General features: G+C 40.3%; 22 protein-coding genes. 19 read left to right on the top strand and 3 right to left on the bottom strand.

Annotated elements, in window-relative coordinates; all coding sequences use genetic code 11:
- Positions 1-7: 7 nt before the first annotated feature.
- Entirely contained in the window at positions 8-562 is a 555-nt protein-coding gene (ruvA, locus tag HMPREF1019_RS01435; protein ID WP_009293896.1) for a Holliday junction branch migration protein RuvA, read from the bottom strand.
- Positions 562-2493, bottom strand: coding sequence for a flagellar assembly protein A (locus HMPREF1019_RS01440; protein ID WP_009293897.1), 1932 nt, complete (start codon positions 2491-2493; stop codon positions 562-564). Before HMPREF1019_RS01440 ends, ruvA begins: the two co-directional genes overlap by 1 nt.
- Positions 2494-2615: 122 nt before the next feature.
- Between HMPREF1019_RS01440 and murJ the strand changes: the two genes are divergently transcribed.
- The 19 genes from murJ to HMPREF1019_RS01535 all read left to right on the top strand — a co-directional run bounded on the left by murJ (position 2616) and on the right by HMPREF1019_RS01535 (position 22988).
- Positions 2616-4016 carry a murein biosynthesis integral membrane protein MurJ gene (murJ, locus tag HMPREF1019_RS01445; protein ID WP_009293898.1) on the top strand — a complete coding sequence of 467 codons (1401 nt, stop codon included), beginning with the start codon at positions 2616-2618 and terminating at the stop codon, positions 4014-4016.
- Entirely contained in the window at positions 4003-5397 is a 1395-nt protein-coding gene (gene cysS, locus HMPREF1019_RS01450) for a cysteine--tRNA ligase (RefSeq protein ID WP_009293899.1), read from the top strand. Before murJ ends, cysS begins: the two co-directional genes overlap by 14 nt.
- Entirely contained in the window at positions 5390-7114 is a 1725-nt protein-coding gene (locus HMPREF1019_RS01455; protein ID WP_034900974.1) for an ABC transporter ATP-binding protein, read from the top strand. Before cysS ends, HMPREF1019_RS01455 begins: the two co-directional genes overlap by 8 nt.
- A gap of 53 nt (positions 7115-7167) precedes the next feature.
- Positions 7168-8241, top strand: a complete 1074-nt coding sequence (locus tag HMPREF1019_RS01460) for a quinone-dependent dihydroorotate dehydrogenase (protein WP_002942182.1) — start codon at positions 7168-7170, stop codon at positions 8239-8241.
- Positions 8242-8252: 11 nt separating this feature from the next.
- The gene (locus HMPREF1019_RS01465) at positions 8253-9494 is read left to right on the top strand and encodes a M16 family metallopeptidase (protein ID WP_009293901.1); all 1242 of its coding nucleotides are present in this window, start codon (positions 8253-8255) and stop codon (positions 9492-9494) included.
- A 26-nt stretch (positions 9495-9520) separates the two neighbouring features.
- On the top strand, positions 9521-10390 hold the full coding sequence (gene dapA / locus HMPREF1019_RS01470) for a 4-hydroxy-tetrahydrodipicolinate synthase (protein ID WP_050805229.1): 870 nt from the start codon (positions 9521-9523) through the stop codon (positions 10388-10390).
- A complete protein-coding gene (locus tag HMPREF1019_RS01475) occupies positions 10390-11178 on the top strand; it encodes an enoyl-ACP reductase (RefSeq protein ID WP_009293903.1) in 789 nt (262 codons plus the stop codon). Before dapA ends, HMPREF1019_RS01475 begins: the two co-directional genes overlap by 1 nt.
- A gap of 31 nt (positions 11179-11209) precedes the next feature.
- The gene (gene pgsA, locus HMPREF1019_RS01480; protein WP_009293904.1) at positions 11210-11755 is read left to right on the top strand and encodes a CDP-diacylglycerol--glycerol-3-phosphate 3-phosphatidyltransferase; all 546 of its coding nucleotides are present in this window, start codon (positions 11210-11212) and stop codon (positions 11753-11755) included.
- Positions 11756-11757: 2 nt separating this feature from the next.
- Positions 11758-12654: a hypothetical protein gene (locus HMPREF1019_RS01485; RefSeq protein WP_009293905.1), complete on the top strand. Its 897-nt coding sequence runs from the start codon at positions 11758-11760 to the stop codon at positions 12652-12654.
- Between the two features lie 80 nt (positions 12655-12734).
- Positions 12735-13844, top strand: a complete 1110-nt coding sequence (rseP, locus tag HMPREF1019_RS01490) for an RIP metalloprotease RseP (protein ID WP_009293906.1) — start codon at positions 12735-12737, stop codon at positions 13842-13844.
- Positions 13841-14479 carry a YggS family pyridoxal phosphate-dependent enzyme gene (locus tag HMPREF1019_RS01495; protein ID WP_181000210.1) on the top strand — a complete coding sequence of 213 codons (639 nt, stop codon included), beginning with the start codon at positions 13841-13843 and terminating at the stop codon, positions 14477-14479. The genes rseP and HMPREF1019_RS01495 overlap by 4 nt, the downstream gene beginning before the upstream one ends.
- A 95-nt stretch (positions 14480-14574) precedes the next feature.
- On the top strand, positions 14575-16335 hold the full coding sequence (locus tag HMPREF1019_RS01500) for a hypothetical protein (RefSeq protein ID WP_009293908.1): 1761 nt from the start codon (positions 14575-14577) through the stop codon (positions 16333-16335).
- A 94-nt stretch (positions 16336-16429) separates the two neighbouring features.
- Positions 16430-17335, top strand: coding sequence for an AEC family transporter (locus HMPREF1019_RS01505; protein WP_009293909.1), 906 nt, complete (start codon positions 16430-16432; stop codon positions 17333-17335).
- Between the two features lie 63 nt (positions 17336-17398).
- On the top strand, positions 17399-17692 hold the full coding sequence (locus tag HMPREF1019_RS01510) for a hypothetical protein (RefSeq protein ID WP_009293910.1): 294 nt from the start codon (positions 17399-17401) through the stop codon (positions 17690-17692).
- Positions 17693-17701: 9 nt separating this feature from the next.
- Complete coding sequence (locus HMPREF1019_RS01515; RefSeq protein ID WP_002940533.1) at positions 17702-18364, top strand: response regulator transcription factor; 663 nt, start codon at positions 17702-17704, stop codon at positions 18362-18364.
- Complete coding sequence (locus HMPREF1019_RS01520) at positions 18357-19526, top strand: sensor histidine kinase (RefSeq protein WP_009293911.1); 1170 nt, start codon at positions 18357-18359, stop codon at positions 19524-19526. Before HMPREF1019_RS01515 ends, HMPREF1019_RS01520 begins: the two co-directional genes overlap by 8 nt.
- 124 nt (positions 19527-19650) lie before the next feature.
- Positions 19651-21129 (top strand): aldehyde dehydrogenase family protein, encoded by a 1479-nt coding sequence (locus HMPREF1019_RS01525; RefSeq protein WP_034900982.1) that lies wholly within the window; start codon positions 19651-19653, stop codon positions 21127-21129.
- A gap of 127 nt (positions 21130-21256) precedes the next feature.
- Positions 21257-21979 (top strand): metallophosphoesterase, encoded by a 723-nt coding sequence (locus tag HMPREF1019_RS01530; protein WP_009293913.1) that lies wholly within the window; start codon positions 21257-21259, stop codon positions 21977-21979.
- The gene (locus HMPREF1019_RS01535) at positions 21960-22988 is read left to right on the top strand and encodes a hypothetical protein (RefSeq protein ID WP_009293914.1); all 1029 of its coding nucleotides are present in this window, start codon (positions 21960-21962) and stop codon (positions 22986-22988) included. The genes HMPREF1019_RS01530 and HMPREF1019_RS01535 overlap by 20 nt, the downstream gene beginning before the upstream one ends.
- A gap of 52 nt (positions 22989-23040) precedes the next feature.
- On the opposite strand, the gene HMPREF1019_RS01540 is transcribed toward HMPREF1019_RS01535, so the two are convergent.
- Positions 23041-23862 (bottom strand): YihY family inner membrane protein, encoded by an 822-nt coding sequence (locus HMPREF1019_RS01540; protein ID WP_002942744.1) that lies wholly within the window; start codon positions 23860-23862, stop codon positions 23041-23043.
- Position 23863: the final 1 nt, after the last annotated feature.

The following is a 23863-nucleotide window of genomic DNA, read 5'->3' on the forward strand; positions in this document are numbered from 1 at the left end:
TTTATCCTTATCCTAGTTTTTTAAGTGCCTCTTTTATAAGATCGCTCGTGTTTTCACTCTTACAATCAGGCAAAATTTTCACTATCTTCTCACGCTTAAAGCCAAGTGCCTCAAGTGCCAAAAGCGCCTCATTTTGGTAGCTTGGCACGCTATCGTCGCTTATAAGTTTAGCATCGCTTAGCTCGGCTATTATGCGCCTAGCTGTCTTTGGTCCGATGCCTGGCACGCTTTTAAAGGTGTCGGCGTCGCCGCTTATTATGGCGTTTGTAAATGCCTGCGAGCTAAGGCTTGAGCAAACCGCCATTGCTGTACTTGCCCCTATGCCATTTAGCTTTATAAGCATCTCAAACATCTTTTGCTCATTTGCGTCTAAAAAGCCGTAGAGTAAATTTGCGTCCTCTCTTATGATCTGCGTTATGGCGAGCTCGACTTTTTCGCCTTTACTGAGTTTTGCTGAGCAAAAAAGCGAGATGAAAATCCCATAACTTACGCCGCTATTTGTCTTAAGTATGGCAAATGCGGGCTCTTTTTTTGTAACGACGCCTTCGATTGCTTTTATCATCATTTAACCTTTTGTTCCATGAAATTTATATCCGCGTAGTCTTCGAGTTTGTTTGACTTTTTTATCTTGTATTCGACCTCGCCGCCGTTATCAAATTTATCTAGCGTGATGACGTGAGCGGTCTCGTTTTGTTTTGAGATGTAGGTGACGTTTTGCGGAGGATCGACTATGACAAATCTTATCTCATTTAGCTCGATCCAGTTGCCTCTGTTTATCACTTTGGCTGAGAATATGCCATTTTGCATGATCTCAAGCTCATCTTTTAGATCAGCCAAAAGCTCTTTTTTCTCTTTAAATATCCTAAGCAAGGTGTTGTACTCATTAACGAGCCCTTGATACTCTTTTAGCTTTTTCATAAACGTAACTGGCGGTATTACCTTGGCTTTTGATAGCTCCTCGATCTTAGCTTTTATCGTATAGATCGAGTCTTTGTTCTCGTTGATGACATTTTTCTTGCTCTCTATGTTTTTTAGAAGCGTAGCTAGCTCAGACTTGGTGCTTTCGATCTTGCTTAGCTGATCTTGCGTAGCCTCCGCACTCTCAGGCATCTTGCTGGCGTCAATGATAAATTTATTATCAGTGCCTCTTAGATATCTAACGTCGATTAGGTGCGAGGCTGTGATGGTGCAGTTTGAGCCAAGCGTGTCTATCTGGATATTTTGAGCTGTTATAGAGCCACCAACTACGCTATTTATCTTCACTCTTTTTGCTATGACAGTGCCACCTTCAAGCCTATCTATCTCGACGCTTTCAGCCTCTACCTTGCCGATGTGGATAGAAATTTTGGCGTGTTTGGCATAAATTTTAGCCTTTTGGTGAGTTTGACCGCCGATATTTACATCATTTGCCTTGACCATCGCGTTTGCACCGACGTTTCCCTTTACCTCGATCTCATCAGCCTCCACGATGATGCCAGTGCCGATAGCGTCTTTTATCGTGTCAGTCTCACGAACTACTAAAGTGACGTTTGTGTCGGTGCCTGCTTGGATAGAGCCAGTTGTTTTAAAATTTGCTTCATTTATCTCTATGCGCTCTTCTATGTCAAAAGAGCCGTTTTTCTCGACCACGTAGCCTGCTTTTTTAGCGATATATTTTATACTTTCATCATTTTCTACGCGCTCGATATTTTCGCTTATGCTTATCTCTTTTTCGCTCTCTTCTTTTGGCTTTGCAACCTCTATAAGCTTGCCTCTTACATCGCGTCCATTTGCGCCCTCGTGAGACTTTTTCTCCTCCATTATCACTTCATCTTTTGCCACGCCAAAGACAAAGCCCCTATCAGCGTAATCAACCTTATCCTCGTCTTTTAACCCATCAAGCTTATCTTTGTAGTAGTAGATGATCTTTGCGTCAATCGCTTTTTTAGGGTTGATGCCTTGGGTTAAATTTAGCGTGTAGTCCTTGTCAAGCTCGCCTTTTACGTGGATTATCGAGGCGATTTGCTTTAGCTCCTCTTTTAGCTTGCCGATCCTTATGCCTATTAAAATTTGAGCCTTCATAAGCTGCTTTGCGATGTATTCATAAAGCTTATCTTCGTAGTGCTGCTCATATTCGCACTCTTTGCTCGCTCTAATCTTTGCGATGACCTTTGTGATGGTTGAATTTACGCCTATATCGATCTTTGGCAGCTTTGGCATGGCATTTAGTCTAACGTCAAAAAACTCCACGTCATAGACCTGCTCGATCTCTAGCGTCTCGTCAAGATAAAATGTGTTGTCATCAAAAAAGCTTAAATTTTCTTCAGGGACAAAAACTGGCTCGACGTTGTCTTTATTTTTATAGTAAGTTAAGATATTTGAGAGTTTGTAATCTATAAATTCCACCGGCACGCTGTATTGTTTGCTTAGCTCTTTAAGCGATAGATAAGGTGTTGAAGTTTGAATTTGCGTTGGCGGTAAAAATCTCTCGTTTTCTTGCACGTTCTCGCTCAAATTTGATCCATTTCACATAAAATTTTGGCTCTTATTATCTCTAAAACTTTATTAAATTTGGGTTATGTAAGCTTTAAAGCATCTTTTGTTACTATTGCGTTTTTAAATTTACTAGGTGGGCGATGTTTATAAAAGGCTTTTTTTCAAACTCAGTTGGCATCATGACTTCAAGGATTTTAGGGCTTATAAGAGATCTTTTGACGGCCTCTATCCTTGGTGCTGGCATATTTAGCGACCTCTTTTTCATAGCATTTAAGATACCAAATTTATTTCGCCGCATCTTTGGTGAGGGTGCCTTTACACAGGCATTTTTGCCAAATTTTGCAAATAGCAAGAAAAAAGCGATCTTTCAGGCTGAAATTTTCATCAAATTTCTACTTTTTATAGGCATTTTGACGCTTCTTGTAAATTTATTTACGCCCTACTTTATAAAGATCATCGCAAGCGGCTTGAGCGAGCAAAATATCACAGACGCAGTGCCACTCGTGCGTATAAATTTCTACTATCTAGCACTTGTTTATATCGTCACTTTCATGGGTGCGCTGCTTCAGTATAAAGGGCACTTTGCAACGACTGCGTTTTCTACTGCGCTGCTAAATTTAGCCATGATCGCTTCGCTACTTTTGGCTCGTGGCAAGAGCGAGAGTGTGGTTGCGCTTTATCTTAGCTTTGGCGTCGTTATAGGCGGCTTTTTGCAAGTTTTGGTGCATCTAATCGCTATGAAATTTAACGCCTTAAATAAAATTTTTTGGGGTGGTCTAAGCGGATATTTTAAAGGCAAAAGAGCGCAAAGCAAAGGCTTTTTTATAAATTTCTACCACGGCTTACTTGGCTCAAGTGCGATGCAGATAAGCGCATTTATGGACACTTGGCTAGCTAGCTTTTTGGTAAGTGGCTCGATAAGCTACCTTTTTTATGCAAATAGAATTTTCCAGCTCCCGCTTGCCATCTTTGCGATCGCGCTCTCTCAGGCACTCTTTCCAAAGATCACTAGGCTTTTAAAGCAAAAAGACGAAGCAAACGCCCTAGTTTGGACAAAAAAGAGCTTTTATCTGCTACTTTGCGCCCTACTAGCAGCCACGATCACAGGCGTCGTGCTAAGTGAGTTTATCATCTGGCTCTTGTTTGAGAGAGGGAATTTCACAAGGGCAAACACGACCGAGTGCGCCAAGGTGCTAAGTGCCTATTTAGTGGGGCTTACGCCATTTGGTCTAGCTAAAATTTTCTCACTTTGGCTTTATGCAAATATGAAGCAAAAAGAAGCAGCTAAAATTTCTATCATCTGCCTTGTGATAAATTTGATCCTAGCGGTCATTTTGATGCAGAAATTTGGAGCTGCTGGCCTTGCATTTGCAAGCTCGCTTGGGGGATTTTTGCAGCTTATTTTATATATAAGAGCCTTTGGAGCTAAGCGATTTTTAGCTATAATCGAGCCTAAATTTATAGCCGCCATCGCTATTTTGGCGGTTTTGCTCTATTTTGGTTTAACATTTTTAAAGGATATATTTAATGCGAATTTTTGATACTTCTAAAAGAGAAAAGGTTGAGTTTAGCCCTATTAAAGATGGCGAGGTGAGCGTCTATCTGTGTGGTCCAACGGTCTATGACGACGCGCATTTGGGGCATGCAAAGTCAGCCGTTAGCTTTGATCTTTTAAGAAGGGTCTTAAAAGCGCTTGGCTACAAGGTCAAATTTGCAAGAAACTACACCGACATCGACGATAAAATTTTAAATAAAATGGCGCAAACTGGTCAAAGCCTAGAGGAGATCACAAACAAATATATAGCGCACTACGAGAGCGACATGGGCGCTTTAAACGTGCTTGATCCAGACTTTAAGCCAAAGGCTACGCAGTGCTTGGAGGCGATCATTAGCTACATCAAGGTGCTTATGGATAGAGGTGTGGCGTATAAAACCAGCGATGGAATTTACTTTGACACGAGCAAGGATAGTGGATATTTTAGCATTAGCGGCAAGGACAATAACACTGATCTTATCGCGCGTGTGGCTAGTTTTGGCGAGAAAAGAGACGAAAAAGACTTTGTGCTTTGGAAATTTGACGAAAAATGGTACGAGAGCCCATTTGGCAAGGGTCGCCCTGGCTGGCATACTGAGTGCGTAGCGATGATAAGGGAGTTTTTAAGCGACAAAGAAAATGATAAATTTGAGATCGACATCCATGCTGGCGGCATCGACCTACTCTTTCCGCACCACGAAAACGAGGCTAGCCAGTGCAGATGCGCCTATCATAAAAATTTGAGCAAATACTGGATGCACAATGGCTTTATAAAGGTAAATAACGAAAAGATGAGCAAGAGCCTGAATAACAGCTTTTTCGTAAAGGATGCCCTAAAAAACGTTCATGGCGAAGTGCTTAGATATTATTTGCTTACGAGCCATTACAGAGCGCATTTTAACTATTCAGATGAAGATCTAGTAGCTTCAAAAAAGAGACTTGATAAAATTTACCGCCTCAAAAAAAGAGTTGATGGCGTGCAAGCTGGCATGGCAAATGAGAGCTTTAAAAATGAGCTACTTGAGGCACTAAGTGACGATCTAAACGCTTCAAAAGCGCTTGCAAGCGTCGATGAGTTTGTAAAAACGGCAAATGAAAGACTTAATAATAATCCAAAAGATAAAGCATATAAGGCCGAAGTGGTGGCAAATTTGGGTCTTATAGGCGAAATTTTAGGCATTGCTATCACAAACTATGTGGAGTACTTTCAGTTTGGCGTAAGTGACGAACAAAAAGAGCAGATAAAGAGGCTTCTTGATGAGCGCGCAGCAGCTAAAAAAGAGAGAAATTTTGCAAGGGCTGATGAGATAAGAGATGAGCTAGCAAAAATGAATATCTCTATCATGGATACACCAAATGGCGCAGTTTGGGAGAAAAATAATGAATAATTTTGGCTTAAAAGATGTGCTAAAGCGCTTTGGTCCATATTTTAAAGACTATATCCCACACTTTATTTTTGCCATCATCGGCATGGGGCTTGCCAGTGGCGGAACGGCGGTAAGTGCCTATCTCGTAGAGCCTGTGCTAAATAAAATTTTCGTTGAGAAAAACGAAAAGTTGCTCTACATCTTGCCTTGCGCCATCATCGCGATCTACGTGATAAAAAACATCGGAACCTTCATGCAGGCCTATTTTACGGCATATATAGGGCAAGATACGATTAGAAGATTTCGCGAAAAGATGGTTGCAAACCTTTTAAATTTAGATATGGACTTTTTCAATGAATTTAGAACTGGCGAGCTAATCAGTAGAACAACAAACGACATCGATCGCATAAGATCGATAGTATCAAGCATGATCCCTGAACTTACGAGGGAATTTATAACTATCATCGGACTTCTTTGCGTCGTCATCTATCAAAGTCCAAAGCTGGCATTTTTCGCCCTTGTCGTCATGCCAGTGGCGATCTATCCGATCTCGCGCCTTGCTAAAAGGATGAAGAAAATTTCAAAGCAGTCGCAAGAAAAAACATCAGACATCACATCTGCGCTTAGTGAAATTTTTACAAATATCGAGATAATCAAAGCAAATAACGCACAAGAATACGAGCATTCACGCTTTGTTGATGAAAACAATAAATTTTTTAGGCTAAATTTAAAAAGCGTCAAGATCGAACAGCTAGTAAGCCCGCTAATGGAGACCATAGGCTCGATAGGCGTGGCAGCGGTCATAATAATAGGCGGTAAAGACGTCATCGACGGACAGATAAATATGGGCGCGTTCTTTTCATTTTTAACAGCGCTTTTCATGCTCTACACCCCGCTAAAACGCATCGTAAATATCTACAACAAGATGCAAGATGCCATCGCAGCAAGCGAGAGGACGTTTTTCTTAATGGATAAAGTAAGTCAGATAAAAGATGGCAAAAAAGAGCTAAACGAAGAGATAAATTTGATCAAATTTAACGATGTCCGCCTAAGCTACGGCGACAAAGAGGTCTTAAAAGGGATAAATTTAGAGGCAAATAAGTCAGAATTTATAGCCCTTGTTGGCTCAAGTGGCGGCGGAAAAAGCTCGCTTATGAATTTGCTTATGAGATTTTACGACGTAAATGGCGGAGAAATTTTGATAAATGGCATAAATTTAAAAGATATCAAAATTCACTCACTTCGCCAAAATATCGGGCTTGTAACCCAGCGCGTCTATATCTTTAACGACACAGTTGCTAAAAACGTAGCTTACGGCAGAGAATTTAATGAAGATGCCGTTGTAAACGCACTAAAACTAGCAAATGCTTACGAGTTTGTAAGCAAGCTTGATAACGGCATAAACACTATCTTAAATGAATTTGGCACCAACCTCTCAGGTGGTCAAAGACAGCGCATCGCCATAGCTAGAGCGCTTTATCAAAACCCACAAATCCTAATCTTTGACGAGGCTACTTCAGCGCTTGATAACGAGAGCGAAAAAGAGATCACAAAAGCGATAAATAATCTAAGAAGCAAAAAGATCATCTTCGTCATCGCTCACCGCCTTAGCACGGTCGAGAGTGCCGATAAGATCGCGGTTTTGAGTGATGGTAAGATAGTTGATACTGGAAGCGACGAGGAGCTTAGCAAGAGAAATGAAATTTATGCAAAACTTAAGGGCAAAGCCTTAGTTTAAGGCGATTTTTGCTAAGATTTGCGTAAATTTTTAGGCATTTTAAAGAGGTTAAAATGAGCTTAAACTACAATACTTTAAAATCTATATTTTTCAAATTTGATCCTGAAACAGCCCATAAGATCGCTGAAGTCGCGATGGTTGGGGCAAATAAAATATTCCCTGGCTCGCTAAGCTTTTTGGCACACAAATGCGTGGTCGATGACAACGCGCTAAAACAAAATTTATTCTCAAGCACCTACCACAACCCAGTTGGCATAGCTGGCGGCTTTGATAAAAACGCCACGATGTTTGAGGCGCTTACTGCCCTTGGTTTTGGACACTTAGAATTTGGCACATTTACGCCAAAACCGCAGCCTGGTAACGCAAAACCAAGGCTTTTTAGACTCATAGACGAAGAGAGCATCCAAAATGCGATGGGCTTTAACAACGAAGGCTGTGAGGCTATCAAAAATAGAGTAAAAAAGATCTATCCTTTTACCATACCGATCTGGGCAAACATCGGTAAAAACAAGGTTACGCCAAATGAAGATGCGATAAAAGACTATGAAATTTTAGTAAGAGAATTTAGTGAAATTTGCGACACATTTGTCATAAATGTCTCATCGCCAAACACGCCAAATTTAAGAGCTCTTCAAGATGAAAGCTTCATAAAAGAGCTTTTTAGCGTCATTTTGCCACTAACCAAAAAGCCGATCATCTTTAAGATAGCTCCTGACATGAGCCACGAAGATGCGATCAAACTTTGTAGCTGCGCGGTAGAAAACGGCGCTAGTGGCGTGCTTGTTTCAAATACAAGCGTTGATTATTCGCTCTCTCACTCGTCAAATTTAAAGGATTTTGGCGGACTAAGCGGCAAGGTGATCGCCAAAAAATCAAAAGATATCTTTAAAGCCGTGGCAGACGAGCTTTATGGCAAGACGACGCTTATCGCATGTGGCGGCATAGATAGCGGTGCAGAGGCCTATGAGCGCATAAAAATGGGAGCAAATTTAGTCCAAATTTTTACAAGCTTTATCTTTAAAGGGCCGATGATCGCAAGAGATATAAATTTAGAAATTTTAGAGCTTTTAAAAAGAGATGGCTTTGCCTCTATCAGCGAAGCAGTCGGCGCAAATGTTAAAAAATAGAGGGCAAGAGATTGATAAAATTTAATAAATTTAAACTAGAAAATGGACTTGAAATTTATCACGTGCCAGTAAATCCTGGCTCAAAAGTGATAAGCGTTGATGTCTTTTATAAAGTTGGCTCCAGAAACGAAGTGATGGGCAAAAGTGGCATCGCTCACATGCTAGAGCATCTAAATTTCAAATCAACCAAAAATTTACGAGCTGGGGAGTTTGACGAGATCGTAAAGGGTTTTGGCGGCGTAAATAACGCAAGCACGGGCTTTGACTACACTCACTACTTTATAAAAGCCTCAAATGAAAATTTAGACAAAACGCTTGGTCTTTTTGCCGAGCTTATGAAAAATTTAAGCCTAAAAGATAAAGAATTTCAGCCAGAGCGCGAGGTGGTGCACGAAGAGCGCAGGTGGCGAACAGACAACAACCCCATGGGATACCTCTACTTTAGGCTCTACAACCACGCATTTATCTACCACCCATACCACTGGACACCAATAGGCTTTATAAAAGATATCGAAAACTGGAAGATCGCTGATATAAAAGAATTTCACGCTACATACTATCAGCCAAAAAACGCCATTTTAATGGTAAGTGGCGACATCAGCAAAGACGAGGCATTTAAGCTAGCTAAGAAAAACTTTAGCAGCATAAAAAATAAAAGAGCTATACCAAAACTACACTGCAAAGAGCCTGAGCAAGACGGTGCAAGAAGGGCTATCATCTACAAAGATAGCCAAACGCAAATGCTAGCAATCGCTTATAAGATCCCAGACTTTAGGCATGCTGATCAAGTGGGGCTAAATGCGATAAGTGAATATCTAGCCACTGGCAAAAGCTCTATCTTGCAGCAACGCCTTGTCGATGAGCTAATGCTTGTAAATCAAATTTACGCTTACAATATGAGCTGCGTTGATGAAAATTTATTTATATTTTTAGCAGTTTGCAACCCAGACGTCGAGGCTAGCGCGGTTGAGACTGAAATTTTAAAGATCATAGATGATCTAAAGAGAAAGCCGATCGACAAAGAGGACGTTTTAAGAGTTAAAAATTTGATAAAAACTGATTTTATCTACTCATTTGAGAGCGCGAGCAAGGTGGCAAATTTATACGGCTCATACCTTGCTAGAGGCGATATAAAGCCACTTTACGAGCTTGAAAAAAATATAGATAAGATAGATGCCAAGCTTTTAAAAGAGATAGCAAATAGATATTTCAACGAAAAAACTAGCACGACAATAATCTTAAAAAAGGAATAGACGTGAAAAATTCGCTTCAAGGTGCGATGACAGCACTAGTTACGCCATTTAAAAACCAAAAAATAGACGAAGTCAGTTTTGAAAAACTGATAAAAAGACAGATAAAAAACGGCATAGACGTCGTTGTGCCAGTGGGAACAACTGGTGAGAGCGCAACTCTAACGCATGATGAGCATAGAATTTGCATCGAGATCGCAGTAGATGCATGTAAAGGCACAAATGTCAAGGTGCTCGCTGGTGCTGGCAGCAACGCCACTCACGAGGCCATCGATATCGCTAAATTTGCTCAAGCTCACGGTGCTCACGGCATCCTATCAGTCGCTCCTTACTATAACAAACCGACGCAAGAAGGGCTTTACGAGCACTACAAGGCTATCGCAAACAGCATAGAAATTCCGGTGCTTCTTTACAACGTCCCAGGCAGAGTTGGCGTAGATATCTTGCCAGCAACCGTTTTTAGACTTTTTAAAGATTGTAAAAATATTTTTGGCATCAAAGAAGCAACAGGCAGCATCGATAGATGCGTCGATCTGCTAGCTCACGAGCCTGATTTAGTGGTCATTAGCGGCGAAGATGCGATAAACTACCCTATCCTATCATACGGCGGAAAGGGCGTCATCTCGGTCACTGCAAACCTCTTACCAGATCAAATTTCACAGCTTACTCACCTTGCGATGAATGAAGAGTACAAAAAAGCAAAACTGATAAATGACAACCTCTATACGATAAACAAAACGCTCTTTTGCGAAAGCAACCCGATACCGATCAAAGCGGCGATGTATCTAGCAGGACTGATCAACACTTTGGAGTACCGCTTGCCACTTTGCAAACCGAGCAAAGAAAATTTCAAAAAGATCGAAGAAGTTATTAAAAATTACGAAATAAAGGGATTTTAATGAAGGACGCACTAAACGAATTTAAAGGTAAAACGCTAGTCATCAGCGGCGGCACTAGAGGCATCGGCAGAGCCATAGTCGAAGAATTTGCAAAAGCTGGCGTAAATATAGCATTTACCTACAACTCAAACGAGGAGCTTGCCAAAGAGCAGGCAAAAGAGCTTGAGACTACCTACAAGATAAAAGCTAGAGCCTACGCGCTAAATATCCTTGAGCCAGAGACTTATAAGGAGCTATTTTTAAAGATAGATGAGGACTTTGACAGAGTTGATTTTTTCATCTCAAACGCTATTATCTCAGGTCGCGCAGTGGCTGGTGGATACACTAAATTTATGAAGCTAAAACCAAGAGGTATAAATAATATCTTCACAGCAACCGTAAATGCCTTTGTCGTGGGCGCGCAAGAGGCTGCAAAACGCATGGAAAAAGTGGGTGGAGGCAGTATCATTAGCCTAAGCTCAACTGGAAATTTAGTCTATATCGAAAACTACGCAGGCCACGGCACAGCAAAAGCAGCCGTTGAAGCGATGGCAAGATACGCTGCGACCGAGCTTGGTGAGAAAAACATCCGCGTAAATGTCGTAAGCGGCGGCCCTATCGAGACAGACGCGCTAAGAGCCTTTACCAACTACGAAGAGGTGCGCGATATGACGGCAAAGCTTAGCCCGCTAAACCGCATGGGACAGCCTGCTGATCTAGCTGGAGCATGTCTATTTTTATGCTCGTCTAAGGCTAGCTGGGTGACTGGACATACATTTATAATAGATGGTGGCACGACTTTTAAATGAGAGTGAAATTTCTAAGCATAAAGGCATATTTGTGAGCTTAAATTTACCAAATTCACTGGCATTTTTTAGGATATTGCTAGCTCCGCTTATGTTTTTTATGCTCGTAAATGCGCCAGGGATTTTTACGCAAATTCATATAAGCTGGATAAACTACTTCGCAGCCCTCATCTTTGTGATCGCCTCGGTGACTGACTTTTTTGACGGCTACATCGCTAGAAGCTGGGATCAAAAGACTAAACTTGGCGCGATCCTTGACCCACTAGCCGATAAGATGCTGATTTTGGCTGCATTTTTAGGCCTTATGATGCTTGGTAGAGCGAGTGCTTGGGCTGTTTATCTTATCTTGATAAGAGAGTTTTTTATAACTGGCTTTCGTGTCGTGATGGCAAGTGACGGCGTCGAAGTCGCAGCTTCGATGGCTGGCAAGGTCAAAACCGTTTCGCAGATGTTTGCGGTTGGATTTTTACTGATGAGCTGGCCTGGTGGCGAGCTTTTGCTATGGATCGCTGTTGCGCTCACTCTTTATTCTGGGTTTGAATACATCTTTGCCTATGTAAAGGCGATGAAAAAGAGTTAAATTTGAGCTACGAACTAAAAGAGATCATTCTAAAACGCGTTGCAAATTTAGAGCTGGCACTGCAAAAACAAGCGAAAAAACTAAATCAAAAGATCATTAATACAAATTTTTATCACGATGCTAAAAATTTAGAAAAGATCGGCGGTGTGATCGGTCCCGAGCTAAATGAATTTTTATTAAGCTGCGCTTTAGAATACAACAAAACCCATGCAGATAAATTTGATACGTTTGATAACGACGTAGAGACTTTGCGTGGCATTTGGAGCGCGATGAGCTTTTCAAAAAGCCCTGAAATTTTAGACTATCTAAGCACGCAGGTCACTCGCTCGGTATCGCACCGCTCGTTTGCGCACAGATATATCTTTGAAATTTTACGCTTGCAAGAGAGAGCCGGCCGTTCACATCCGCTACTTGCCAAGCTTTATGACTATTATGGTGACTTGCAGGCAAAACTGCCTATATATGAGCTTTTGCGCCGTATAGGCGTGAGCCCTGCTGATCCTTATGATTTTGACATCTCGCTAAATGCTGTAAATTTTGGCTACTGGTTTAGTAATCAAGGCTTAAGCGATGATGAGCTAGCCGGTAAATTTCACTTAGAAATTCGCCTTTTTGCGCCATTTGTGTATGATCACACATTTGAGATAGAGCTTAGAAACGACGCTGTGCCAAGGGCTAGAATAAATTTTAACGATGATGGCATGAGCTTTTTACAAGAGCTGCCAAAAGATATTTTGCCCTGCCCTGATATTTTAAATTTAAAGCCATTTGTTGATCAAGCAAAGTCACGTTTTAATGTGAAATTTGACCTAGACGATAAAGATAAAACTTATTTTAGTCTCAGCAAAGGGCTAAATAGAGCCAAAACACTCTCTTGGCTAAGAGAAATTTTCGCCTAGCTAGATGGCAAGCCAAATTTGAGAGTAAATTTATAAACTTTGGCTAAAATCTCATCAATTTTTTCAAAAAAAGGTAAGTTTTGAAAGGCATTCTCTTCACGCTAGCCCTGCTTTGCCTTGGGCTTTATGCGTATTCGTTTTATTTTTTAGTGACCGTTTTAGCCATTAGTTTTCTCATATTTTTCCATGAGCTTGGCCACTTTTTAGCAGCAAGAATGCTCGGCGTCAAAGTAAATACCTTTAGCATCGGCTTTGGCGAGAAAATTTACACCAAAAATGTTGGCAGCACCGACTACTGCCTAAGCGCTATCCCGCTTGGCGGATACGTGCAGCTAAAAGGGCAAGACGACACCGACCCAAAGGCCAAAAACTACGACGCTGATAGCTACAACGTACTAAGTCCCATAAAGCGCATCTACATCCTCTTTGCAGGACCATTTTTTAACTTTATCTTGGCATTTTTCATATACATTTTGCTTGGATTTATCGGTGTTGAAAGACTTGCGCCAAGTGTCGGACACATAGCTGAAGGCTCGGCAGCTGCAAGCGCTGGCATAGCAATAAACGATAAAATTTTAGAGATAAATGGCGTAAAAATAAACGAGTGGGACGAGATCAGCAAAAATGTAAAGCTTGAACCTAGCGCCATTTTGATAGATCGCAACGGCTCGCAAATGACTATAAATTTAACACCAAAGATAGGTGAAACGATAAATTTATTTAATGAAAAGATGCAGCGCCCACTTATCGGCATCCAGCCTAATGGCGAAGTGGTGAAAATTTATCACACAGGTTTAGAGAGCTTAAAATTTGCCTTTGGTGAGACAGTTGAGGCTTCAAAGCTCATCTTTAAAAGCTTTGAAAAGCTAGTCGTTGGAGCTGTGCCACTAAAAGAGGTTGGCGGTATCGTGCAGATCGCCGATGTCACATCAAAGGCCGCTAAGATCAGCCTTAGTGTGCTTTTAACAATCGTAGCGCTCATCTCTGTAAATTTGGGCGTGCTAAACCTCTTTCCTATCCCAGCGCTTGATGGCGGGCACATTTTATTTAACATTTATGAACTAATTTTCAGACGCGAGATAAATGAGCGAGTGCTTGTTACGCTTACCTACTGCGGCTGGGCGCTACTGCTTGGCATCATGGTGCTCGCGACATTCAATGACATTATGAGATTAAGCGGAGGTTTATGATGATAGTTTTAAAAGATCTACTTGAAAAGATAGAAAATTTAAGCAAAGATGTGACGCTGATAGCCGTTAGCAAAAATGTGACATGCACTGAAGTGAGGGAGCTTTACGCACAAGGGCAGAGAAATTTTGGCGAAAATAGAGTCCAGGAGCTAGCCAAAAAAGAGCTAGAGTTGCAAAATTTCACTGACATCAAATGGCATATGATAGGCCGCCTGCAAAATAACAAAATCAATCAAATGATAAGCCTAAAACCAGTGCTTTGGCAAAGCTGCGATAGCTTCGAAAGAGCCCTAGAGGTCGATAAAAGGCTTAGCTACAAGCTAGACACCCTACTTCAGATAAACTCGGCCGACGAAGATACAAAGCAAGGTGTCAGCGTCGCAAATGCGGCTGAAATTTATGAGCGCATCCAAAGCGAGTGCAAAAATATAAATTTAAAAGGCGTGATGAGCATCGGAGCGCATGTGGATGAGCCAAAAGAGGTGCAAAAGAGCTTCGAGCTAACATATAAAATTTACGAGAGCCTAAAGCCAAAAGGCGCAACTATCTGCTCGATGGGTATGAGTAGCGACTTCGAGCTGGCGATAAAATGTGGCTCAAACATGATCCGCCTTGGGACGATGCTATATCTATAAATAAATTTGCCTCTTTTATAGAGGTAAGATCAGTTGATTTAAATAATTTATAAATTTAGCCGATATTGAGTGCAACTTCTTTAAAAGGATTTTAGATGAATGTTGCACCGCAAAAGTATGATTTTATAAATTTAGATGATTTGCAAAATCTCTCTAAAAGATTTTCAAATCATGGCGATCAAAATAGCTCAAAAGTAAATTTAAGGCAGTTTAACGAGCTTTATGAAGCAAATAAAACAGATACCATCTACATAACTGAGGCTGATATCAAAGAATACAACAAACGTCTAGCAACACAAAAAGCAAAAGAAATTTTAAAAGATTACTCGCAAAATTTAATAAACAGCAACAATAAAATTTACTCAGACGAACTTTCTAATGGCTTTAGCAAAAACGCCTACTTTAAAAATATAAATGCCACAGATGATGCCACCATGCTACCTGTCTTAAAAAGTGGTTACTTAGAAAATACAAAATTTAAAAATTTAAATGACTACGCCCACTCAAACAATCTAAAGACAAATTATGGCGAAGTGGAAGTCTTTTTAGACATTTATGGCGATAACGACGAGCTAGGCGTTGGAAAGCTAGAAAACAACAGCGCACTTTTTAGCTTTGATAGCAATAATGACGGCACGCTAGATCAAAAAGATATGCTCTTTGACAAGCTAAAAGTAAGAGGATACGACAAAGACGGAAATGAAAAAATAGCAAATTTAAGTGACGTCACGACTAGAGTTGATCTTAGGCAGTTTATCAGCACAAATGTCATAAATCACAATCAAATAACAAGAGAAGAGCTAAACCATAAAGCAATAATCACAAATAGTCCCGATCTTTACGTAGATACAAAAGAGATCGATCACAGGCACTCCTACTACGCCTCAGATCCAAATACCTTGTTTGCTGCAGAAAATAGATATGAAAAGATAGGCAAAAATGATATAAATAATTTCTTTAAAAAATATGCTCAAAATGACGGCTGGGTCGATCTAAGGCACAATAATATCTTTGGCAAGGATAGCTCTTTTAAAAATTTCGCTTATACAAAAATAGGCTTTGATGACACTGCAAGACTAAGCGAGTTTAATCCGATCATTGAGCCGAGCAAAGAGCAGAAAAAAGATGAAAATTTCTCATATACAAAATTTCAAAAAGATAGTTTTATGAAATTTTATAGTGACTACAACACTGAGCTTGATGCGCATGAAAAGACGATAGAAAATCTTAGCGCTAATTTAAAGAAATTTGACGAAAATGCAGACGCTTACATATCAAAGCTTGAAGATACAAAATCAGCCAAAATGATTGCAATGGAAAATGAATTTAAGCAAGCAACTGGGCTTGATTTTAGCATCTCAAATCTAAAAAAGGTAAAAAAAGCTTTTAGTGCAAATGAAGCCACAGCCGCCACTGCACTGCGAGATAGCGATAGCGTCATAGCTATGAAGCTAAATCAAGATGGCACGATAAGACTAAAATTTGATAGCGGCAGAGAGCTAGACGTAAATGAGCTTTACAATGACACTGGCAAACTAAATACGCCAAGCGAGCTAAAAACTAGCGTAAATTTAGAGGCAAAAAAGATGGACAATGCGCAACTAAATGGGCTAAATTTCAATGATATTGCCGTCATGCAAAGTGGCAAGATCACAAGCCTAAAAGATGCTGGAGCGATCGCTATCATCAACCTATCAAATAAATTTGAGAGTAAATTTTTAATCAGCCTAAATAGCGGCAAAAGCATATCCGCAAGAGAAATTTATAATATCAGCTATCTTGAAAACGATCTAAAAAATATAGAAAAGATAGATGAAAGAGATAAATTTTACAAAAAGGTTGATGCTAGGGTTTAAATTTGAGGGTAAAATCAAAAAAAGTTTATTGTAATTTAATCTTTTGGGGCATATAATCAATTCTTTGTAAATTCCAAACTTAAAAGAGACTGCTATGAATTTCACACCACTTTTTGCAATATTTTTTATAATTGCAACTGGTTTTTTTGCTAAAAAAGTCGGCATTGTTGAGCAAAAGCACTCGATCCCTTTTGTGGATTTTGTCCTTTGTTTTGCAATGCCTGCGCTAATTTTCGACAAAATTTACCACGTAAATGTCGATGCCTCGCTTATAAACACGATCCTTATCGGCTTTGCCTCAACCGCCATTAGTGCCGCTTTGGCATTTGTCATAGGTAAGGTTTTTAAATTTACCAAAATAACAACCGTCAGTATGGTCATGCTAAGCCTTTTTGGTAACACACTATTTGTCGGTATGCCTGTCATTCAGGGCTTCTTTGGCGATGCGATGGTAAATGAGGTCATCTTTTATGATCAAATAGCCACTGGTATCCCGCTTTCGATCCTTGGACCACTCATCCTATCTTTTGCCGCACCAGAGAAGGTTTCGCTATTTCAAAATACAATGAAAATTTTAAAATTTCCACCATTTATCGCGCTCATTATGGGCCTTATCTTAAAAGAAGTCCCGCTTCCAGATTTTATCTTTGCGCCACTTAGGATGTTTGAAGGTAGCGTCACTCCAGTGGCACTTTTTGCGATCGGTGTTGGTCTTAACTTTAGTAGCATCACAAGCTCATATAAAGGCGTTAGCGTCGTGCTTTTGTGCAAGATGATCTTGCCAGCTATCGTATTTTTCATCATATTAAAAGTCTCAGGCATCCAGATGAGCAAAACTTGGGTCGTTGGCCTCTTTCAATGTGCGATGCCGACATCAGCCCTTGCAAGTGCGATGGTCATAAAAGCTGGGCTTGATAGCTCACTAGCCATCTCATCAGTAGCCATTGGTGTACTTTTTTCATTTATCACGTTACCAGTTATCTATTTTGTATTTGCGTAAATTCACACTTATTTCACACTAAGTGACTACAATTGCAACATAATTTAATTTAAAGGAGACTTTATGAAAAAGTTAATCTTAGTTGCACTTGGTGCTATGTTTATGTTTGGCGGTCTTGCAAATGCTACTGAAATGATGCAAAAGGACAAGATGGGCAAAGATGAGATGATGAAGAAAGAGCAGATGATGAAAGATGATATGTCTAAAAAACATCCTGTCAAAAAACACGAAGCTAAAAAAGAAGACATGGGCATGAAAGACGAAATGAAAAAAGATGACATGGGTATGAAAAAAGACGACATGGGTATGAAAAAAGACGACATGGGCATGAAAGACGAAATGAAAAAAGGCATGTAAAGGCACTTGATGGTCAGAATTTTGCTTGTTGAAGATGATGAAACATTACTTGATCTAATAAGCGAGTATCTGGGCGAAAATGGTTACGATGTCACCACTACAAACAATGCCAAAGACGCACTAGATCTTGCATACGAGCGAAATTTTGACCTACTTATACTAGACGTCAAACTCCCGCAAGGCGACGGCTTCTCCCTACTTTCATCGCTACGTGAGCTTGGCGTCACAACACCTAGCATATTTACCACCTCGCTAAACACCATAGACGACCTTGAAAAAGGCTACAAAAGCGGCTGCGATGACTATCTAAAAAAGCCATTTGAGCTAAAAGAGCTACTTATCCGCATGCAAGCTCTCATAAAAAGAAATTTCTCACACCAAAACGGCGAAGATATCAAAATTTTAGATGATCTTTGCTTTCACCCACAGAGCAAAACTCTAAGTAAAAACGGCGAAAATGTAAATATCTCGAGCAAAGAGAGCGACCTGCTCGCCCTATTTTTGCAAAACAAGGGCAAAATTTTAACCAAAGATGAAATTTTTAATAAAATTTGGAAATTTGACGAGGAGCCAAGTGAGCTTAGCCTTCGTGTATATATCAAAAATTTACGCCAAATTTTAGGCAAAGATGCCATTTTAAACAAGCGTGGAGACGGCTACATCTATGTCTGAAAAGACGCAAATTTTATTTAAAATTTTATCCCTCTATCTTGTTAGCTCTGTGCTATTTTTGAGCTATTTTTTTATACACGACTACCAAAATAAAAAAGAAGCACTCATCTTAAACGAGGTAAAAAGCCTAAAAGAGATCAAGATGGGCATATATATGAAAGCAAGGACAAATGGTCTTAGTTCGGTTTCAAGCCTAACAAAAGAAAAAGGGGTAAAAGCCTGCATCATCTCAAAAAATGGAGCGAAAATTTATCAGGACTTTGCCTGCGAAAATATAGATAAAGAAAAAAATATAAATTTGATAAACGGCAAGGTCACGATCTTTGAAAACATCCAAAGCATGGATAACGACATAACAGATGAGCTTTCTAGCGCTGAGATATTTTTGGTAGGCAAGGACATCAAAAAAGAGATATTATCCCTTGTAATTTCATGCGTTGTGGATGCTATATTTTTCCTTTTTATACTGCTTTTCATCGCCTCTTACTTAGCAAAACTGAGCCTAAAGCCACTTTATGAAAAGATAGATACGCTAAATCACTTCATAAAAGACTCAACACACGAGATAAACACGCCCCTAAGCGTCATCTCGATGAGCATAGAAACGGCTGATCGCAACAACCTAAATGAGCGAAATTTAAAGCGTTTTAACAACATCAGTCTTGCTGCAAAGAGCCTAGGCAGCATCTATGACGCGCTCGTTCATCTAAGCTTTAACCTAGATAAACCAAGCAAAAAAGAGCTAATCGATCTAAATTTACTAACCACACAAAGACTTAGCTACTTCTCGCCATTTTTTGCTAAACGCGGGCTTAAGATAGATGCTAGCCTAAAGCCAAGCTTCATAAACGCAGACCTTGAGGATGTGAGTAAAATTTTAGACAACCTCTTAAGCAACGCCTCAAAATACGCAGCGCCAAATTCAAAGGTTAGCATCGTTTTAGAGCCAAATTTCTTTAGCATAAGCAACACTGGACGCGGCATAAGCAAAGAGGATCAGATGAAAATTTTTGATCGCTACACGAGATTTAACGACGATCAAGGCGGCTTTGGCATAGGGCTAAATTTAGTCAAAGAGTGCTGCAAGAAAAATGACATCACCGTAAAATGCACAAGCGAGCTTGATGGCGAGACTACATTTTTACTCTCTTGGCAGAGTTAAATTTAAAATCAACCCTACTCTAAATAATAAAATTTATTAAAAAAGAGAATTTATGTCCAAAATTTATTTTTGATAAATTTTATTAATATTATAATCCTTTTACAAAATCTTAATCAAGGAGAAAATTATGAAACTACTTGAAAAATACGGGCTTTTCATAAATGGTGAGTGGCGTGACGCAAAAGACGGCGCTACACTTGATGCCAAAAATCCAGCAAACGGCGAGCACCTTGCAAAGATCGCTGATGCTACCGAAGAAGATGTAAATGACGCAGTTCGTGCTGCACGTGAGGCTTTTAATAAATTTAAACACACCACAGTTAGCGAGCGCGCAAAGCTGCTAAACAAGATCGCTGATATCATCGATGAGCACAAAGAGCACCTCGCAAAAGTTGAGAGCATGGACAACGGCAAGCCAATCCGTGAGACGCTAAATGTCGATATCCCTTTTGCAGCCGAGCATTTTAGGTACTTTGCTGGCGTTATCATGGGCGAAGAAGGCAGCGCAAACGTGCTTGATGAGAAGCAACTCTCTATCGTTTTGCGCGAACCAATAGGCGTCGTGGGTCAGATCGTGCCTTGGAATTTTCCATTTTTAATGGCAGCTTGGAAGCTAGCTCCAGTGATCGCAGCAGGCGATGCAAGCGTGTTTAAACCTTCAAGCGAGACAAGCCTAAGCGTGCTTGAGCTATTTAGGCTGATAGATAAAATTTTGCCAAAAGGTTTGATAAACATAGTAACTGGCAGAGGTAGCAAGAGTGGCGAGTGGATCAAAAACCACCCAGGCCTTGACAAGCTAGCATTTACCGGCTCAACCGAGATCGGCCGTGATATCGCCATAGCTGCGGCTCGCCGTATCATCCCAGCCACACTTGAGCTTGGCGGCAAGAGCGCAAATATCTTCTTTAGCGACGCAAATTTAGACAAGGCGCTTGACGGCCTTCAGCTTGGAATTTTATTTAACCAAGGTCAAGTTTGCTGCGCGGGATCGAGAATTTTCGTAGAAGAGAGCTTTTATGAGAAATTTATAGAGGCTGCGGTTAAGAAATTTAGCACCATAAAAGTTGGCGATCCGCTAGATCCTAGCACTCAAATGGGCTCTCAGATCAATAAAAAACAAGCTGAGCAAATCTTAAACTACGTCGAGATCGGCAAAAAAGAAGGTGCAAAAGTGGCAGTCGGTGGCAAAGCCTACACTGCAAATGGTTGCGACAAGGGTGCATTTGTCGAGCCAACGCTGCTAGTTGATGTGACAAATGATATGAGAGTGGCTCAAGAAGAAATCTTTGGACCAGTTGGTGTTGTCATCAAATTTAAAGATGAAGCCGAGCTTATCAAAATGGTAAATGACAGCGAATACGGCCTTGGTGGCGGAATTTTTACGCAAGACATCACAAAAGCACTTCGCATCGCAAGGTCTATGGAGACTGGCAGGGTCTGGATCAACACCTATAACCAAATCCCAGCAGGCAGCCCATTTGGCGGATATAAAAACTCAGGTATCGGCCGTGAGACGCACAAGATCATCCTTGAGCACTACACTCAGATGAAAAACATCATGATAGACCTCACCGGCAAGGTTAGCGGCTTTTACGCACAATGATTTTAGGGGGTTTAGCCCCCCTACTTCTTTAAATTTCATAAATAAATTTTTCTTTCTAAATTTATCAGCAAATAACAATCTTTATTTTTAAGTTTAATAGACTAAAATTTGGCGCAAAGGAGAAAATTTGAGCGAGCAAATTTACATTATCGGCGACGTTCACGGCTGTTTTAACACGCTTTTAGAGCTTATCAAGCAGTTTCCAAACAAAGAAAAATCTCAAATTTGCTTTGTTGGCGACGTGATAGATCGGGGGCTTTTTAGCTGCGACGTGGTCGAACTTATCATGCAAAATGACTATAAAATGGTAATGGGAAATCACGAGCGAAGGCTACTTAGCAATAAATTTGAATTTCTAAACAATAAAGTGCCATTTGACAGGAGCTGGTTCTTTGGAAACGGCGGAGAAGCGACATATAGATCTTATCTTGGACAAAGCGTAGAGTTTAAGCAAAGGCATGTGGATTTTTTAGAAAGCAGGCCAGTTTATCTGGAATTTAAAGAGTACAAAACCCAAAATGGCGAGCATCTAGTCGTCTCTCACTCAGCCGTTGGCAATATGTGGGAGCTAAGAAACGATAAATATGCTAGCGAAGAGTTTAAAAGACACCTGCTCTCAGGTAGAGGCGACGAGATGCAAGTTAATGGTATCTTTAACATCTATGGTCACACGCCAGTAAGAGAGGTAAAATTTTATAAAAATAGCGCAGATATCGACACAGGCTGCGTTTTTAACGAAGTTGGTTTTGATAAACTAAGCGCGTTAGAGTTTCCATCGATGAAAATTTATACGCAAAGAAATGTAGAGTCTTTTGAAAGGGGGAAAGAATATGGAGTTTTCACATCATAAAAACTCAAGTTTTGCTAGCAGGGTTGATAAATTTTGGTGCGAGCTTGGTAAAAATTTAGATGTCATCAAGCGTAATTTAGAGGATAAAAATTACGAAACTGCAAGTAAAATGACTGAGGAGGCTCTAAATTTATGTTTAGTTGATCCAACCTTTATGATAGGCCTTGTTAATGACAAGATCGATCTAGTGCTCACTCCAGAAGGGATGAAATATAGGCTTTTTTGGCTTAAATTTATCAAATCACGCATGCCAAAAGAGTATGAGGCAAAACTTACTTGCACACTTGGCAAACCACGTGCACCGCGCGAAGTAGCCACTATACAGATGTATGGCGTGAGTGTTGATGCAAATGAGGTCATGGTCTATGCAAATTTTGAAGAAAAAAGCGTGGATATGTGCCTATATAACGAGGCTCTAAGCAAGCTAAAAAGCGAAGATGAAAACAAGGCCTACACGCTAGCTTTCATACTTTGCGACAACGTTGTTGGCGAGACGGCGATGATAAACACACTTGGCGACTTTGAGATCGTAGATGAGCCAAGAGAAAAAGGCGTCGCGCTTACCGACTTTGCTGATCTTATAGATGATAAATTTAGCAAAGAGGCCTCGAGCGAGCCGCTAAAGCAGTTTAGCTTTTACGAGCTAGAGCCTCGCTCAGATGCGCTAAGAGATGATGTATTTATAGGCTATACGAGCCTAACCTCGCTACTAAATGAATACTATGACGGCAAAAGCGATATCTATAATGAAGCCTACGAGCTTGGCATAAATTTCTGCTTTTTAGTGCTAGATCACGGTGGCGACGTGCAGTTTGGTGTTGATAGCAAAAACAAGATAGAAGATGAGCTAGAAGGTAGTACTTTTTGCGAGGGCATGGGCGCAGCTACTGGCACTAAGCACTCTTATGTTGATCTTATATGCTTTGACAAAGACGAGCTTGAAAAGGCTGTTAGTAAATTTAGTAAAGAGCTTGACATAAAGATAGAAATTTGCGAGTTTAAACGCTAGATACATAAAATTTTACGTAAAATATTACATATCCTGCTAGCTGGCAATAAATTTATCCTTTAAATTTAGAGCTATTTGAGAGATAGGCGCAAAATTTAAGCCCATATAAAAAGATGATCCACGAGATGTATATCCACACAAAGAAGAAAAGCACGGCTGAAAACGAGCCATAGACGCTTAGATAGGTCTTGTTGTAAAGGACATAATAGACAAAGGCTGACTTGCCAAGATACCAAACGAGCGAGGCGGCAAATGAGCTAAAAAACGCGCTTTTAAATTTTATCTCGTCATTTACTGAGATGAGATATGTGACGCAAAATATCACCCAGATGATGAGATATGGCACGATGCTTAAGAAATTTATCCAGCTTGTAAATTTAGTCGAGTTTAGCATCTCTTGCACAAGGCTTGATAGGTAAAAGCTGCCAGCAAGTCCGAGCGGTGCAAGCGTGATGAGCGTCCAGTATGAGCTAAGTGCCGACCAAAAGCCCCTAGCCTTGCTAGCTCTTGTCACTTTTAAGACTACGTATTCATAATCGCTAAAAAACATAGCTGAAGTAAATATCATCGCCACAAAGCCAACTATGCCTAAATTTCCGCTATTTTGGAGGAAATTTTGCAAGTAGTTTGAGATGATCTCTTGGTTGCTTGGCAAAAGAGCTGAGAAGACAAAGTCTTGAATTTTGGCGTAATAATCCTCAAAGCTAGGCAGTTTTGTAAAGATAGAAAACGATATAAGAAGTATCGGTATGATCGATAAGATCGTGTGAAAACTAAGGCTTGCTGCGTAGTGAAAGAGCTCTTTGTCCTTAAGAGCAGCTAGCAAATTTAAACCACTCTTTAAATCGCTCTTGCTTAAGGACAAACGGCTCATT

Source organism: Campylobacter sp. 10_1_50, from assembly GCF_000238755.1.
GTDB classification, from domain to species: domain Bacteria; phylum Campylobacterota; class Campylobacteria; order Campylobacterales; family Campylobacteraceae; genus Campylobacter_A; species Campylobacter_A concisus_R.